At 67.9% G+C, this 11,925-nt stretch carries 17 protein-coding genes; all 17 read right to left on the bottom strand.

Annotation, left to right across the window (positions count from 1 at the left end; genetic code table 11):
• Positions 1 to 35: 35 nt before the first annotated feature.
• The 17 genes from THIVI_RS17135 to THIVI_RS17060 all read right to left on the bottom strand — a co-directional run bounded on the left by THIVI_RS17135 (position 36) and on the right by THIVI_RS17060 (position 11,924).
• Entirely contained in the window at positions 36 to 599 is a 564-nt protein-coding gene (locus THIVI_RS17135) for a DUF4376 domain-containing protein (RefSeq protein ID WP_014779803.1), read from the bottom strand.
• Positions 600 to 1,172, bottom strand: a complete 573-nt coding sequence (locus THIVI_RS17130) for a LamG-like jellyroll fold domain-containing protein (RefSeq protein ID WP_157174495.1) — start codon at positions 1,170 to 1,172, stop codon at positions 600 to 602. It lies immediately after the preceding gene.
• 47 nt (positions 1,173 to 1,219) lie between these two features.
• Positions 1,220 to 1,780, bottom strand: a complete 561-nt coding sequence (locus THIVI_RS17125; RefSeq protein ID WP_014779801.1) for a hypothetical protein — start codon at positions 1,778 to 1,780, stop codon at positions 1,220 to 1,222.
• A 2-nt stretch (positions 1,781 to 1,782) separates the two neighbouring features.
• Positions 1,783 to 2,238 carry a hypothetical protein gene (locus tag THIVI_RS17120; RefSeq protein WP_014779800.1) on the bottom strand — a complete coding sequence of 152 codons (456 nt, stop codon included), beginning with the start codon at positions 2,236 to 2,238 and terminating at the stop codon, positions 1,783 to 1,785.
• Positions 2,239 to 2,249: 11 nt separating this feature from the next.
• Positions 2,250 to 2,858 carry a hypothetical protein gene (locus THIVI_RS17115; protein WP_014779799.1) on the bottom strand — a complete coding sequence of 203 codons (609 nt, stop codon included), beginning with the start codon at positions 2,856 to 2,858 and terminating at the stop codon, positions 2,250 to 2,252.
• Between the two features lie 59 nt (positions 2,859 to 2,917).
• On the bottom strand, positions 2,918 to 3,358 hold the full coding sequence (locus tag THIVI_RS22990; RefSeq protein ID WP_014779798.1) for a phage protein Gp36 family protein: 441 nt from the start codon (positions 3,356 to 3,358) through the stop codon (positions 2,918 to 2,920).
• 38 nt (positions 3,359 to 3,396) lie between these two features.
• Positions 3,397 to 4,446, bottom strand: coding sequence for a major capsid protein (locus THIVI_RS17105; protein WP_014779797.1), 1,050 nt, complete (start codon positions 4,444 to 4,446; stop codon positions 3,397 to 3,399).
• Positions 4,447 to 4,458: 12 nt separating this feature from the next.
• A complete protein-coding gene (locus THIVI_RS22985) occupies positions 4,459 to 5,079 on the bottom strand; it encodes a head decoration protein (RefSeq protein ID WP_014779796.1) in 621 nt (206 codons plus the stop codon).
• A gap of 29 nt (positions 5,080 to 5,108) precedes the next feature.
• Complete coding sequence (locus tag THIVI_RS22980) at positions 5,109 to 6,071, bottom strand: hypothetical protein (RefSeq protein ID WP_014779795.1); 963 nt, start codon at positions 6,069 to 6,071, stop codon at positions 5,109 to 5,111.
• 451 nt (positions 6,072 to 6,522) lie between these two features.
• Positions 6,523 to 7,065, bottom strand: a complete 543-nt coding sequence (locus THIVI_RS22975) for a phage virion morphogenesis protein (protein WP_014779794.1) — start codon at positions 7,063 to 7,065, stop codon at positions 6,523 to 6,525.
• 88 nt (positions 7,066 to 7,153) lie between these two features.
• On the bottom strand, positions 7,154 to 7,936 hold the full coding sequence (locus THIVI_RS17085) for a DNA methyltransferase (protein WP_014779792.1): 783 nt from the start codon (positions 7,934 to 7,936) through the stop codon (positions 7,154 to 7,156).
• A gap of 54 nt (positions 7,937 to 7,990) precedes the next feature.
• Positions 7,991 to 9,244 (bottom strand): phage head morphogenesis protein, encoded by a 1,254-nt coding sequence (locus THIVI_RS22970; protein ID WP_014779791.1) that lies wholly within the window; start codon positions 9,242 to 9,244, stop codon positions 7,991 to 7,993.
• Positions 9,237 to 9,500 (bottom strand): hypothetical protein, encoded by a 264-nt coding sequence (locus tag THIVI_RS17075; protein WP_014779790.1) that lies wholly within the window; start codon positions 9,498 to 9,500, stop codon positions 9,237 to 9,239. The genes THIVI_RS22970 and THIVI_RS17075 overlap by 8 nt, the downstream gene beginning before the upstream one ends.
• A complete protein-coding gene (gene nrdD / locus THIVI_RS25250; RefSeq protein WP_014779789.1) occupies positions 9,500 to 9,634 on the bottom strand; it encodes an anaerobic ribonucleoside-triphosphate reductase in 135 nt (44 codons plus the stop codon). Before nrdD ends, THIVI_RS17075 begins: the two co-directional genes overlap by 1 nt.
• Positions 9,627 to 10,040 (bottom strand): HNH endonuclease signature motif containing protein, encoded by a 414-nt coding sequence (locus THIVI_RS23940; protein WP_014779788.1) that lies wholly within the window; start codon positions 10,038 to 10,040, stop codon positions 9,627 to 9,629. The genes nrdD and THIVI_RS23940 overlap by 8 nt, the downstream gene beginning before the upstream one ends.
• A complete protein-coding gene (locus tag THIVI_RS17065) occupies positions 10,024 to 10,215 on the bottom strand; it encodes a hypothetical protein (protein ID WP_014779787.1) in 192 nt (63 codons plus the stop codon). The genes THIVI_RS23940 and THIVI_RS17065 overlap by 17 nt, the downstream gene beginning before the upstream one ends.
• The gene (locus THIVI_RS17060; RefSeq protein ID WP_014779786.1) at positions 10,212 to 11,924 is read right to left on the bottom strand and encodes a DUF935 domain-containing protein; all 1,713 of its coding nucleotides are present in this window, start codon (positions 11,922 to 11,924) and stop codon (positions 10,212 to 10,214) included. Before THIVI_RS17060 ends, THIVI_RS17065 begins: the two co-directional genes overlap by 4 nt.
• Position 11,925: the final 1 nt, after the last annotated feature.

Here is an 11,925-nt window from a genome sequence, read left to right as displayed (position 1 = left end):
CGAGCGCTGTCGCGCCGGCGGACGAACGGCCTCGTTTATGCCGTGTCGATGGCGATTTTTTGCGCCTGGCTCGCCTGATCGCAGCGGCCCATGTGGGCGCCAAGCGCGAGCCCGAGCGCGATCATGCCGGCGATTGTCGCGACCACGGGCACGCCGTCGGTATTGCGCCAGCCGCCCGAGATTAGCGTCGAGAATTGCGCGTCCGTCATGCCCATGGATTGCGCGAGCATCGCGCCGATGACCGCCTGCTGAATCAGTTCGCGGGATGCAGGGTCGGAGTCGAAGCGATGGCCGTCGTAGTCGAAACCCGCGTCGCGCGCGGCGATGAGCGCGGTGTGGCGTTCGGCGTGCTTCTGGGCTTTCACCGCCTCGAGATCGCCTGGCATTGACGCGATCACGAACTCGGACCCGATCAATTCGATGGGAGCATAGCCAGACGCACCGGGCTCCAGAGGCTCGCGACGCACTGGATACCAACCCAGTTCGGCTAGGCGCTCGGCGGACATCGCGTCGAGGCCCATCGTGAGCCCGCCCGCGTGCTGGAATTCGTGCGGGAGTTTCTGCGGGATGGGGTTATCAATGTGGGCGTATTGGGTCATTTACCCGACTCCTGCCGCAATGTCGGCGATCTCGTCATCTGTCAATTCGCGCGAGTATCTCCGCACGTCGCGACATTTAATTGTTGAGTACGTCGAAGCGGCGCCGGCTTTCCCGAAATACATCGGGCTGATGACAGATCCAGATCCAGCGGTAACTGACAACGCTGGCGATGCGTCGGCGTATAATTTCGCGACGCTGCCGTTGCTTTTTAAAACAAAATTAACCCACCTATTTTTATATAAATCGACGCTTTGCCCGAGTACAGAGTCTAAACCCTGCGCCCGCATCCTCAGCTTGCCAGCACTGGAATAGACAGGAATTGTTCCTCCAGAAGACGTGTTGTTCCTGGTTGGAATATCGCCGCTGATCCAATACAGCCAGAACGTCAGCGACACAGTGGTGTTCAGATACAAGCCTGGTATCGGTATCGCTAGATACTGATTAACACCATCACAAGATAGCGCGCCATCGACAAACGGTGGGGCGTTATAAATTGTGGCATCGTCAGCCCCGACAGAATCAATCGCGTCGTCGACCAGCTCCCAGCGATTGATTAGACCGTCTGTAATCAAGTCAAAGTTCGGAGCCGCAATCCTCGGCCTCATCATCTGCGGAAATATCATTCATCTGCCCCCGCGCCTGTCAGGCGATACGCCGTTCCTCCGTTCGGCGTATCAAGGACGAATCGAGAGACTTTCGTCGGGGCAGTGTTGACTGACTGTGTACTCATCGGCCTGGGTGAGTCAACCCACGTCACGTCGTATCCGCCAGTTCCGTCCTGGATCAGCTCGATCAATGCAAATGAGTATCCCGATCCTATCGGCATCGAAGTGATCGCGCATGGTCTGGTGAGCGTCAGGACATGCACCCGCCCATCGAGCGGGATTGTTTGGGACTCGCCGGCGTCGGCGATGATGTTGGAGCCGCCCGCGATTCCAGCGGTGAATGTCTGGAGGGCGCTGAATGCGTTATCGACGGTTGGCTGCGCGGCGGCGTCGGCCTTGGCGCCCTGGGCGGCGGTGGCGGCTGCGGAATAAGCTCCAGCGGCCGTTCCGACCGCAATCCGCCCCTCGTCCTCGATCAGGTACGGCTCGCCCGCCAGCAGCCCGGACGCGCCCGCTTGCGCGTCGAGCGCGGCGCGGGTGGCGCGGATGATCCGCACAGTCGTCTGACGAGCCATTGTCAGAAGGTGCCGCAGTCGACCACGTCGACCTCAAGGGTCACGTAGTCGTTGCCAGCACTTTTCGTCATCGCCATGGATGCGCCCATTCTGAGAATGCCGTCCGATCCATTCGTACCCCAGAGATAGCCGGACGTGCCGCCAGAGATCACGGCCGCCTTCTCGTCGCTTGATCCAGCCGGGATATTCAGCGCGGTCTTGAAGGCGTCGACGGTGATCTTCTTCTCTTTCACGCCGGTCGCGTCGGCGTCGTGAATGATGAGGAGATCCGACGCGCCCGTGACCGCGCCAATCGCCGTCAGCGCGTCAATCTCGGGAAGCACGCCCGCGCGGGTCGTGGGATCGGTCGCCACGTCCAGCGTGTGGCGGTCGGTCGTGAAGAACTGCTCGCCCGCGAGCATGCCGCTGTTCGGGCGGTTGGCGGCCAGGCCGCGCTTGATTTGCACTCGTTTTGCCATTTGTTCGCTCCTCAGAATTCGCCACAGTCAATGTCGCCGTCGAGGTTTTCGACGCGAAATATGTCGGTCCCCCGACCCGCCGGGTCATAGATCAGTGCCTGCATATCGCCGGTGCCGGCGGGCGGCGGGCGATCCACCCACGCGCCGCCAGCGGTGACGAGCAGGCGCCCGTCTTCCAGGGTCGCGGCGCTGGGGATCGCGAGGCCAGCGCCCTCCAGGTCGGTGGGTTCGCCGGTCGCGGTGTAGGTGACGTCGGGCTGGATGGTCACCGGGTACGTGGCCGATGAGAGGACCGCCCCGTCCGGAAACGCGAGTTCCAGATCGGTCAGGTAGCGGCCCGGGATGACGTCGCCGGTACGGCTCGCCGGTGCGGCGAGGTAGACGAATCCTGTTTCCGGGGCTTCGTCGAGGGCGAGGTCGGCCGCGAGCGAGGCGGCATAGGCCAGCACGCCGGCGCGGGCGCGGATCTGTAGGCGCGCGGCGCAGCCGGTCAGATCGACCGCCACGCCGGACGGCACGGCGGCGCCCAGCGGCGCTTCGACGACATGGCGAACGCCCGCCGCGTCGGCGTAGGCGTAAAAGCGGACCTGCCAGCTATCGCCGCGTTTGAGGTCGAGCATGTCAGGCTCCGGTCGGTCGGGGCGCCGGCAGGCGCCCGGCGTCGCGACGGTCAGTCATTTCAGTAATCATGCAGCGTGGCGCGGTCGAACAGCGCCGCCGGGGCGGCGTGCGCGGGGGTCGCGGTCTCGGTGGCGCGCGCGCCGCTCAGATCGGGCCAGCGAATGGCGCCGCCGGCCAATTGGCGCAGGTACGCCAGATGGTCCTCGTAGCGCGTGCGCACCTCCTCGGTGGCGCGATCGGCATAAAGCAGATAGCGCGCCAGATCCAGGCAGACTTGGCCGAGCCACGCGGCGCGGGCCGCGCTCAGCACGCCCAGCGGCAGCCGATAGCGCACCCCGATATATTCGTCCATCAGGGCGCTGGCGTTGGTCAGCACGGCGGTCAGCCGCGCCGGGTCCGGGCCGTCCCCCAAGGGGCTCGGCGCGAGCTGCGTCAGCTCCGGATTGTCGGCGCGGTCAAAGGCGGCGCGAAAGGCCTCCAGGGTCGCGTACAGGGCCATTCAATCCCCCGTGACCGCCCGTTGACACCGCGCCATCGTCAGACCACCTTGGCCGAGACGATGGAGTCGGCCTGATGCAGCGCGCACAGCGGCGCGCTGTGCACCGCGACCTTGCGCTGGCTGGGCTCTTCGACCTCCCAGGTCTTGACCCAGCGCGGGGTCAGCGGGTTCGGGCACTTGAGATCCGAGATCGGCCCATAGTGCCAGCGGTTTTCGGCGTTGCGGCTGCCCAGCACCAGGCGATCGACCGGGGTGAAGGGCTGCGCCGTGCCGCTGTCGTCGGTGTAGGTGCGCGCGTCCTCGTAGAAATCGACGCCCCGGAAGCGGCCCAGATAGGTGATCCCGTCCATCGACTGCTCGCGCAGCTCCAGTTGCCCGGCCTCGACGCGGCGGTTGTCCATCAGCTCCAGCAGCTTGGCGTGCTTGAACAGCGCCTCGGCCACCGCGGTCCCGACGGTGGCGGTGGTCGGCGCGGTGCCGGAGCCGGCGATGATGAGATTGGCCCAGGTCTTGAGCTTGGCCAGCGGGTCGGAGTCGGCGTGGGTCCACAGCGCGGTACTGGTGAGCGTGATCAGGTGCGCGGCGGGCACGCCCCACACCACCTCGGCAGTGATGGTCTGGACGCCGTTCTCGTCCAGCCCGATCAGCGGCGTGGTGCCGGTGACCAGGGTCTGCGCCGCCATGTATTCGCGCCGGCGCTCGATCATGTCGTCGAGGTCTTCGATGTCGCGGCCCAACTGGCGCTGCGCCGCGCCGATCAGGTCTCTCTCGGCATAGAGGTGCGCGCCGACCGCGCGCCGACGGATGATCTCCTCGGCATTGGTCGGGCGGGCCGGCTTCATATAAGGAAGGCGGATCAGGCGATCGGAGCCGGTCTCGCGCGGCATCTCGCGGGAGCGGTCGGTCGGGCGCTGCAACGGGGCCAGACGCTGGCCGCCGATCAGCACGTCCAGCTCGACCAGACGCGCGCCATGCACGCCCTCGGCGGGCTTGAAGTAGGTGTCGGCGTACCAGAGCTTGGGGCGCTTGCGGATCTCGATCATCCGCGCCAGGGCGCGGGGTTCAAAGGCGTTGGTCGCAATGGTCATGGTCGGGATCCCTTAACGGACGAAGATGGAGCGGGCGTCGAGCGCCAGCACGGCGGCGTCATCGATCCCGGTGAGCTGGGCGCGGGCGAAACCGCCGGTGCGATAGGCGACGGCGGCCAGATCGGAGGTGCCCACGGTCAGCGCGTCGGCGAGGATCAGCGCCGCTTTCTCGCTGCCGTCGGTGGCGGTCGGGGCATACGCCACGGCCTTGCCGGTGACGGTGACCGTGACGATGTCGCCGATGTCCCAATCGTTGGCGCCGTCCGGCACGGTCAGATTGATCTGGTCGGTGGCGTAGGCGCTGGCCACGGTGAGATTGGCAAGGCGCTCGCCATTGGGCGCGCGGACCTTGAACGTCCCCGCGTTGGCGGCCTCCGCCGTGCAGGTCAGCACGTAGACGCCGGGCAGGGCCTTGGGGCCAAGGGTGATGCTGGCGGCGGCGACGTTGCCGTCGCCGGTCCCGGACACCTTGGCCGCGACCGCGCCGCTGAGCTTGATCCCCAGCACCTGACCGCGCGCGAGCGCACCCTGATTGGCGGCGAGAGTGATCGCCTGCGTCTGGATCGGGAAGTCGCCAGCGAAAATATCGTTGGCGGGAATGCTGGCGCTTTGGACGCCGTAGTCTTCGGACATGGGCAGAGCCTCGGGTGTCGGTGGTCAGGTCAGATGTCGGCCGGCGGCAACCCGGCCATGTGCCGGGCGGCGGCCTCGATCGCGGCGGCCTCGCGGTCGCCGGCGTCGACGGTGCCCTTGGCGGACCCGGCGAACTCGCCGTACTCGACCTGTTTGGGCAGGCGGGCCAGGAACTCGCGCAGCCACTCGTCGCCGCCGCGGGGCTGGGGCTCGCCGGTCGTGACCGGGGCGGCGAAGTCGACGGCGGGCGCGGGCGGCGTGGCACTGAGCAGCGCCACCAGCGGCGCCTGATCGACGGGCAGCACGCGGCCGTCGCTGACCAGGACACCGATGAAGCTGGCGATCTCGGCGCGGCGGGCCTGCTCGGCCTGGGCGTCGAGCGCCGCCTCGCGGGCGGCGATGGCCTCGGTGGCGGTCGTGAGTTCCGCCTCGCGGGCGCTCAGGGCCGCTTCGCGGGCAGCGAAATCCACAGTCGGGTCGGTCGCGGACGCGGCCGGGGTCGGGTCGGGCATGGAAGCCTCCGGGGTTGGATCGGCCGCGGGGGCCGCGAATTCGAGGGTGATCAACGCGGCATCGTCCGCCGCCAGGGCGATCGGGCGCAGCCCGAGCACGGCCGGCACGGCCGCGCCGAGAAAGCCGACATGGCGCAGCGACCAGACGCCGGGCGCGGGGTTGGCGGGATGCGCGGGCGGCCAGAAGCTGGCCGAGAGTTTGGCATAGCGGCGTGCCTTGACCGCCGCCGCCAGGGCCGGATCGATGTCGCGCGGCTGGGCTTCGAGATCCTCGCCGCGGGCGGACAGGGACGCGACCCAGCCCAGGGCCGGGCCATTGTCGGTCGGGTGTCCGGCCACCAGCGGCGCCTCGTGGCGCGCGGGATCGTAGGCACGGGCACAGGCCGCCAGGTCGGCGGCGGTGATGGTGACATCGCGCCCGCCCATCTCGACATAGGTGCCGGCGCGAAAGAGGTGCAGCAGAGGCGTCGCGTCAGCCATGGCGCGCGCCTCGGCAACGCGGCCAGCCAACGGCGGGCGCGGACAGGGCGAGACGAGGGGTGGGCGAAGTGCGCATGCCGCCAGCATGGCGGGCGGCGGACGGGGCGTCCGGGAATGCGCATGAGTGTTTGGGGGCAAGGGCGGCGGGCGCACCCTACATGACTCTGGCGGTTTTCAGGGGCAAGCGGCAAGCGGCAAGCGGCAAGCGGCAAGCGGCAAGCATATCCTGAAGCCGTTCGTGGTGAGGCCCTCGAACCATGAACGGCTTCACGCGCCGAGGCTGGACGAAGGATGTCCCCTTCGACCCGGCTCAGGACAGGCTTACCAATCCCCCGCAACCCCGTTTAAATTTGCCTGTAACCCGTTTAAAAACGCTTGGCCGCCCTCGGGCGGTACGGATGGGGCGGGCTGGGCCTCCGGCGCCGCTAGGGGCCTCCCACGCGCCGGCGGGTCAGGGGCGCCCCAGATAGTCGTCAAGGATCTCCAGGATGCGCGCGCGGTCGTCGGTGGAGATGCCGAGGAAGGGCCGTGCGGGGATGTCGCCCCACAGGTGCGGATGTTGGGCCTGGGTGCCGCCGAACTGCATCATCGCCCCGTACTTGCGGTTGGTGCCAACGGCCACGCCGCGCCCGTCGGCGTCCAGCTGATCGCGGATGGTGTCGCCGAGGAAGCCGCGCCGGGTCAGGATCTTCTTGCCGGCCAGGGCGCGCTGGCCGCTGGCGGTGAGGGTGCGCCCGCCGCCGGCGGTGCGCCGGCGCGATTGCCCGCGCCCGCCGAGGGCGCGCAACAGGGTCACGTCGCTGTTCTCCGCCCAGCGCCGCCCGCTGGGGTCGGTCTCGGTGGCGAAGCGCTGCTGGGTGGATTGCTGGAGGATCTCGCCGATCTCGCGCAGCGCCTCGCGCGGGGCGCCCACACGGGCGGTCAGCGCGCGCAGGCGCTCGGTCACGTCGCCGAGATCGATCTCGACGGAGAAGGGTTGGCGGGCGCCGGTCATTGCGCGGCCCTCCCGGCGCAGCGCACGCAGCCGGGCTTGCCGTAGTGGGCGTTGCGCGCGCACCCGGGCGCGCGCGGCGGGCGAACGATCAGGTGCGGGCAGGCGTGGCAGGGGTCGCGGTCGGGCATGAGGCGCTCGTTGTCGTTGTCGTTGTCGTTGTCGTTGTCGTGTTCGGGCGGATGCCGAGGTCCGCCCAGGCCCGTTCGATGCGCGCGCAGGCGGTGGCGTAATGGCTGGGGTCGATCTCGATGCCGATGAAGCGCCGGCCAGTTTGGATGCAGGCAATGCCGGTGGTGCCGCTGCCCATGTAGGGGTCGCAGACGGTGGCGCCCAAGCGCACGCGGGCGGTTTCGATCAGCCAGCGCATGAGTTCGGTCGGCTTCTGACTGACGTGCAGCTTGGGCTGACGACTGGGCGCGTCCTGCCCATCGCGCAGGACGCCTTTCCAGAGGTGCCGAAAGAGGTTGCGGGTGGCGCGCACGCTCGACCAAGCAAACTCGCCATCGACAAAGCTATCCGCCGGACCGGTACCAACGCTCTTGTCCCAGCACAGCCACTGCCCTTTCTCGGGCAGGCGCTGGGCGAAGTGGTTGGCGCCGAACAGCACCACTTTGGTGAAGCCGAGCCAAGGGGCTGGATCGAAAGGGGCGTTATCGCCCGCGATGGGCGCGAAGTGGGTGTTGGCCTTCGCGCCTTGCGGGCTGGCGATCTGGCACCCCTTGCCGTCCCCGGCATGTTTTTGCCAGCCGATCCCATACGGCGGATCGCTGACGATGGCCGCATCCTTCGGAAGCAGCCCCGCCGCCAGCACCTCCAAACAATCCCCGCGATACAGCGTGCAGGGTCCGATCTCGGTTTTCTCGAAGGTCATGTGCTATGTTCTCTGTTATCGGACAGCCGGTGCCTGCAATCGGAAACGGGACGGTCATTCACCGCTTATGTGGGTTCGACTCCCACCCGGCTTGCCCGATACCTCGACGATGTCCCAGAGGTCGCCCTTCACCGCGCCCATGATGCTCATATCGTCAACCCGAAACGCCGTCACAACCTGATTCATGCCGCCGCTGGAGCGGGTGTCTTTGGGGGCGAACTCCACCGCGATCTTCGACGGCCCCAACATCTCGGCCACAAAAATCAGCGTTCCTTTTTTCTTGTCGTAGTAAATCGCCCCCGGACGGTCGAGTAGCGCCGGCAAGCTGCGCCATTCGTCTGGCGTCATCCCGTTTTGGTCGGCCTCATGCCGGCGCTGCTTCGCCCCCTTCGGCAATTTGTCGAAAACGGCGATCTCGGCCGATACCGGCAGCGGATAACCGCGCGCTGCCAGCCAGTCGAGCGTGGCGGTCGAGACGGCGCCGACCACAAACGAACGCCCGCGTTGGTGTTCGTCCTCCAGCCACTCGTCCAGCGTCTTCCACCATTCCAGCTCGCGCTCCAGATCCACCGCGCCCTTGAGACGCTCCCACAGCGCCGCCCCGATCGGCGCGTCTAGGTTGAACAGCTTCTGGTCGATCAGCTCGCGCAGAGGCGTGGCGGCGTTGGCCCCTGGCGCGTAGTCCCACCCCCGGTCAATCCCGGTCAGGTCATCGGGCGCGGTGGGGCGCGTCAGGGCGTCCGGGTCGATCCCCTCGCGCGCCAGGTCGCGCGCGGCAAGGCTTTCGATTCTGCATCGGCACCCCCAGCCGTTGGGGGCAAAGTGGGTCTGCCACCAGGGATCGTCGGCGGGCAGCACGGTGCCGTCCCAGGCCAGGTGGTGCGGGCGCGGATGCAGCACCGTATCGTTATGCACATAGCGCCAGTAGGGGCGCCGATGCTTGATCTCCTGCAACTGCGCATAGCGCCCGGCGGCGTGGCTGGTGCGCAGGTTGGTGGCGTAGATCACCTTGGTGCGCCACGCCTCGCCCGCAGGCGTGCCCTCGCCGGTCCAGCCGCTCCAGCCGTGTTTGTTGACGATGGCGGTGAAGTCCTTTCTGAATTCCTCCAGCGTCGTGCCCTGCTCGACGGCACGGGCGACGGCGGTCCGCAGATCGGCCAGCAGGTCCGCTTGCAGGGCGCCGGCGACGACGAAGGCGCGGTCGTGCGCGGCGCCCAGCAGATCGTCCCAACGCTCGGTGGGCAGATTCAGTTTCTGCTTGAAAAAGTCGAGCTGCTCGGCAAAGGGCAGCGCGCCGTAGTCAGCCATCGGCGTTGTCCACCGGACGGGACGCGGGACTGACGCTCGGATCGAGCGCGCGCCGCTCGAAATGCCGGGCGGCGATCGGGCGCCCGCACCAGCGACAGCGGCGCTCGGCGCGCGTCAGCCGACGCCGCCAGTTGTCGAGCGCCTCCAGCGTGGGAAAATCCGGCGAGATCACGGTCGCGCGGGCGCTGAAAAACAACGCGCCCTGGCAGGAACGGCGGTGCCGGCAGGTGGCGCGCGCGTAGTAGAGGAGCGCCATCAATGCGGCTCCAGAAACAGCCGACGCGCGTCGTGCTCGGCCCGCTTGCCGCGATTGAAGGCCGACACCGGGCGGTGATAGCCCATGACGCGCGTATAAATTTCTGTCGCCTGCCGGACCCTTCCGTCAATCATCGTGACAGTTTGCGCGATAGGATCGCAGTCGATCACAGACTTGTCGCCGGCTAATCCCCATGATTTCAGCCACGCGAGTTTGTGTGTATCCAGATTTCCAGAGGTCATAGGTGCGCTCGCATATCTTGCGGTGGTTAGCCATTCTGGATATGGTTGATCGGCGATAAGCGTCCGTTAATCCATAGCGGTTTCCTTTGTTCCAGGGCTCGCGGCCTCGCGTGTGGCGCGCTGCGTGATCGGCGGCGCTCAACAGCTCAAGATTCTCGATTCGGTTATCGAATGGGTCGCCGTTTTTATGGTGGACGTGATAGCCCACCGGGATCTCCCCGCGGAACTGAATCCAGACCTTTCGATGCGACAGAATCGGCTTGCCGCCAAGGGTGGTCGTCTTATAGCGTGCGGCCATGCCACACTCCCTTCATGTAGAAAATTTGAAGCCACACCTCGCAGGGCTGGCGCTCGGCGTCCGGCAGATAGGCGGGACAGCCGCCGCCGCAGGCGTCGAGCGTGGGGTGACGGCCGATCAGGCACGCGGCATGCCCGTCGGCGTTGACGAAGTGGGCGCAGGGGTTGGCGCTCATGCGTCGGCCTCCACCCGCCCGGCCAGTTCGCCGGCCAGGAATGCCTGCCCGAGCAACTCGGTCAGATCGGCGCCGTTCAACTCCGGATACAGGGTCAGTAACCGGGCGTTAAACGTCGCCAGATCGGGCGCGGCGTCCAGCTCGCGGCGGATGACCGCGAGCAGCCCGGCGTCGACCAGCGACGCGGCCTCGAACGCCAGGCGCTCAAGTTGGCGAGCGATGGGGTCCGGCGGGTCTGCGGGCGCGGCCAGGTCCGTCGTGGGCGCGCCGCGAATCTGGTCATTGCCGTCCTTGATGTCCCGAGCGCTTTCCAAGGACTCCTTGGGCGCCGCGACCAGCACGGCCTCGCCGCCGCGCGGCGCGGGGATGCCCACGACGTCGCGGATGTATTGCTGTGGGATCGGCAGCAGGGCGGCCAGCCGATCGATCCCCATGGCGTAAGCGTTCAGGGCTTCCGGCGGAATCGTGGCGCCGGCGTCGCCCGCGGCGCCATCCGTCCCCGCCCCCACCGCCTCCCAATCCCCGCCATAGGTCGCGACGATCTGGTCCAGGGTCGGGCGGTAGCCCAGAACGAAGAGCTTGGCGTCGCGCTCGGCGCGCTGGCCGAGGTCTTCGTCTTCCTCGGTGCGCCGCCAGATCGTCGGCGGCACGGCGCCGGGGATGGACCACTCGGTGACCCACTTCACCCAACTGAGATTGGCGCTGGCACAGAGCACGTCGGCATCGGCCTTGACCAGGTCCGCGCGCACCTCGCCGGCGTTGTCCTCCCCGCCCAGGCGCCCGGGCGTGCTGTCGGCGCCGGCGCTGTGCCCGAGGATCACCTTGCTGATGGCGGCGTCCCAATAGCCGGCGGCCTCGCGGTAATCCGCCGCGCCGGAGCGCCCGGCGCTGAGCAGCTCGGCGTCGTAGCCCTCGGGCATGATGATAGCGGCCTGACTGCGGATGGCGGTCAGGGCGGCCAGCAGCTTGGCCTTCTCGTCCTCCCCGGCGGTGGGCGGGAAATGCCCGGCGGCGGTGGGGCTGGCGTATTTGTCCAGGTTGATCAGCCACAGCTTGGCCACGCCGCGCTTGAACTGCACCGGCCAGTAGATCCAGTGCCCGATGCCCATGCCGTAGGGCTCGTCGTCATGGAAGGCGCCGGTGCGAAAGGTCCAGAACTTGCGCGCGGGCAGCGCGTCGCCGAGCGGGTTGGTGGCGGTCAGGAGCACCTGGGCGCCGTCCGGACGGTAGCCGAAGCGGCGCGGGTCGCGCACCCGGATGGCCTCCGGCACCACGCTGGCGCCGTCGCGCATCCACAGGCATTCCGCCACGCCCTGGCCGAAGTAGATGCCGTGGTGCATCTTGGCGGTGATCTGATCCCAGGGCAGCGCGGCGAGCAGCGCGCGAATCAGCTCGGCCGCTTTCTGGTCCGCGAGCCGGGTGCCGCCGGGCAGCACCTCCCATTCGGTGCTGACCACCGCCAGGCGGCGCTGTTGCAGGGCGCTGAACACCTGATGATCGGTCAGCGCGGCCACGTAGGTATCGAGCGGCAGCCCGCCGTCGCGCCCCGCCAGCGGGTCTTGCGAGGCCAGCAGCGGCAGGCCGTCGACGATCCCGCGCGTGATGTCCGCGCCGCCCGCGATGGGCGCCACCTCGTCAAACAACGGACGCGCCGCGCTGGCCAGGTCGACGGCGGGGCGGGCGAAGAGGGTTTTGAAGCGGGTTAGCATG

Origin of the sequence: Thiocystis violascens DSM 198 (genome assembly GCF_000227745.2) — a bacterium.
GTDB lineage: Bacteria > Pseudomonadota > Gammaproteobacteria > Chromatiales > Chromatiaceae > Chromatium > Chromatium violascens.
Note: the sequence above shows the minus strand (reverse complement) of the source record. Positions and strands in the feature narration are given on the sequence as shown.

What these genes read in the sequence shown, in the direction of transcription:
- THIVI_RS17135 (WP_014779803.1), bottom strand. Translation starts at nt 599, where the DNA reads ATGACCCAATACGCCCACATTGATAACCCCATCCCGCAGAAACTCCCG.
- THIVI_RS17125 (WP_014779801.1), bottom strand. Translation starts at nt 1,780, where the DNA reads ATGGCTCGTCAGACGACTGTGCGGATCATCCGCGCCACCCGCGCCGCG.
- THIVI_RS17120 (WP_014779800.1), bottom strand. Translation starts at nt 2,238, where the DNA reads ATGGCAAAACGAGTGCAAATCAAGCGCGGCCTGGCCGCCAACCGCCCG.
- THIVI_RS17115 (WP_014779799.1), bottom strand. Translation starts at nt 2,858, where the DNA reads ATGCTCGACCTCAAACGCGGCGATAGCTGGCAGGTCCGCTTTTACGCC.
- THIVI_RS22990 (WP_014779798.1), bottom strand. Translation starts at nt 3,358, where the DNA reads ATGGCCCTGTACGCGACCCTGGAGGCCTTTCGCGCCGCCTTTGACCGC.
- THIVI_RS17105 (WP_014779797.1), bottom strand. Translation starts at nt 4,446, where the DNA reads ATGACCATTGCGACCAACGCCTTTGAACCCCGCGCCCTGGCGCGGATG.
- THIVI_RS22985 (WP_014779796.1), bottom strand. Translation starts at nt 5,079, where the DNA reads ATGTCCGAAGACTACGGCGTCCAAAGCGCCAGCATTCCCGCCAACGAT.
- THIVI_RS22980 (WP_014779795.1), bottom strand. Translation starts at nt 6,071, where the DNA reads ATGGCTGACGCGACGCCTCTGCTGCACCTCTTTCGCGCCGGCACCTAT.
- THIVI_RS22975 (WP_014779794.1), bottom strand. Translation starts at nt 7,065, where the DNA reads ATGACCGGCGCCCGCCAACCCTTCTCCGTCGAGATCGATCTCGGCGAC.
- THIVI_RS17085 (WP_014779792.1), bottom strand. Translation starts at nt 7,936, where the DNA reads ATGACCTTCGAGAAAACCGAGATCGGACCCTGCACGCTGTATCGCGGG.
- THIVI_RS22970 (WP_014779791.1), bottom strand. Translation starts at nt 9,244, where the DNA reads ATGGCTGACTACGGCGCGCTGCCCTTTGCCGAGCAGCTCGACTTTTTC.
- THIVI_RS17075 (WP_014779790.1), bottom strand. Translation starts at nt 9,500, where the DNA reads ATGGCGCTCCTCTACTACGCGCGCGCCACCTGCCGGCACCGCCGTTCC.
- nrdD (WP_014779789.1), bottom strand. Translation starts at nt 9,634, where the DNA reads ATGATTGACGGAAGGGTCCGGCAGGCGACAGAAATTTATACGCGCGTC.
- THIVI_RS23940 (WP_014779788.1), bottom strand. Translation starts at nt 10,040, where the DNA reads ATGGCCGCACGCTATAAGACGACCACCCTTGGCGGCAAGCCGATTCTG.
- THIVI_RS17065 (WP_014779787.1), bottom strand. Translation starts at nt 10,215, where the DNA reads ATGAGCGCCAACCCCTGCGCCCACTTCGTCAACGCCGACGGGCATGCC.
- THIVI_RS17060 (WP_014779786.1), bottom strand. Translation starts at nt 11,924, where the DNA reads ATGCTAACCCGCTTCAAAACCCTCTTCGCCCGCCCCGCCGTCGACCTG.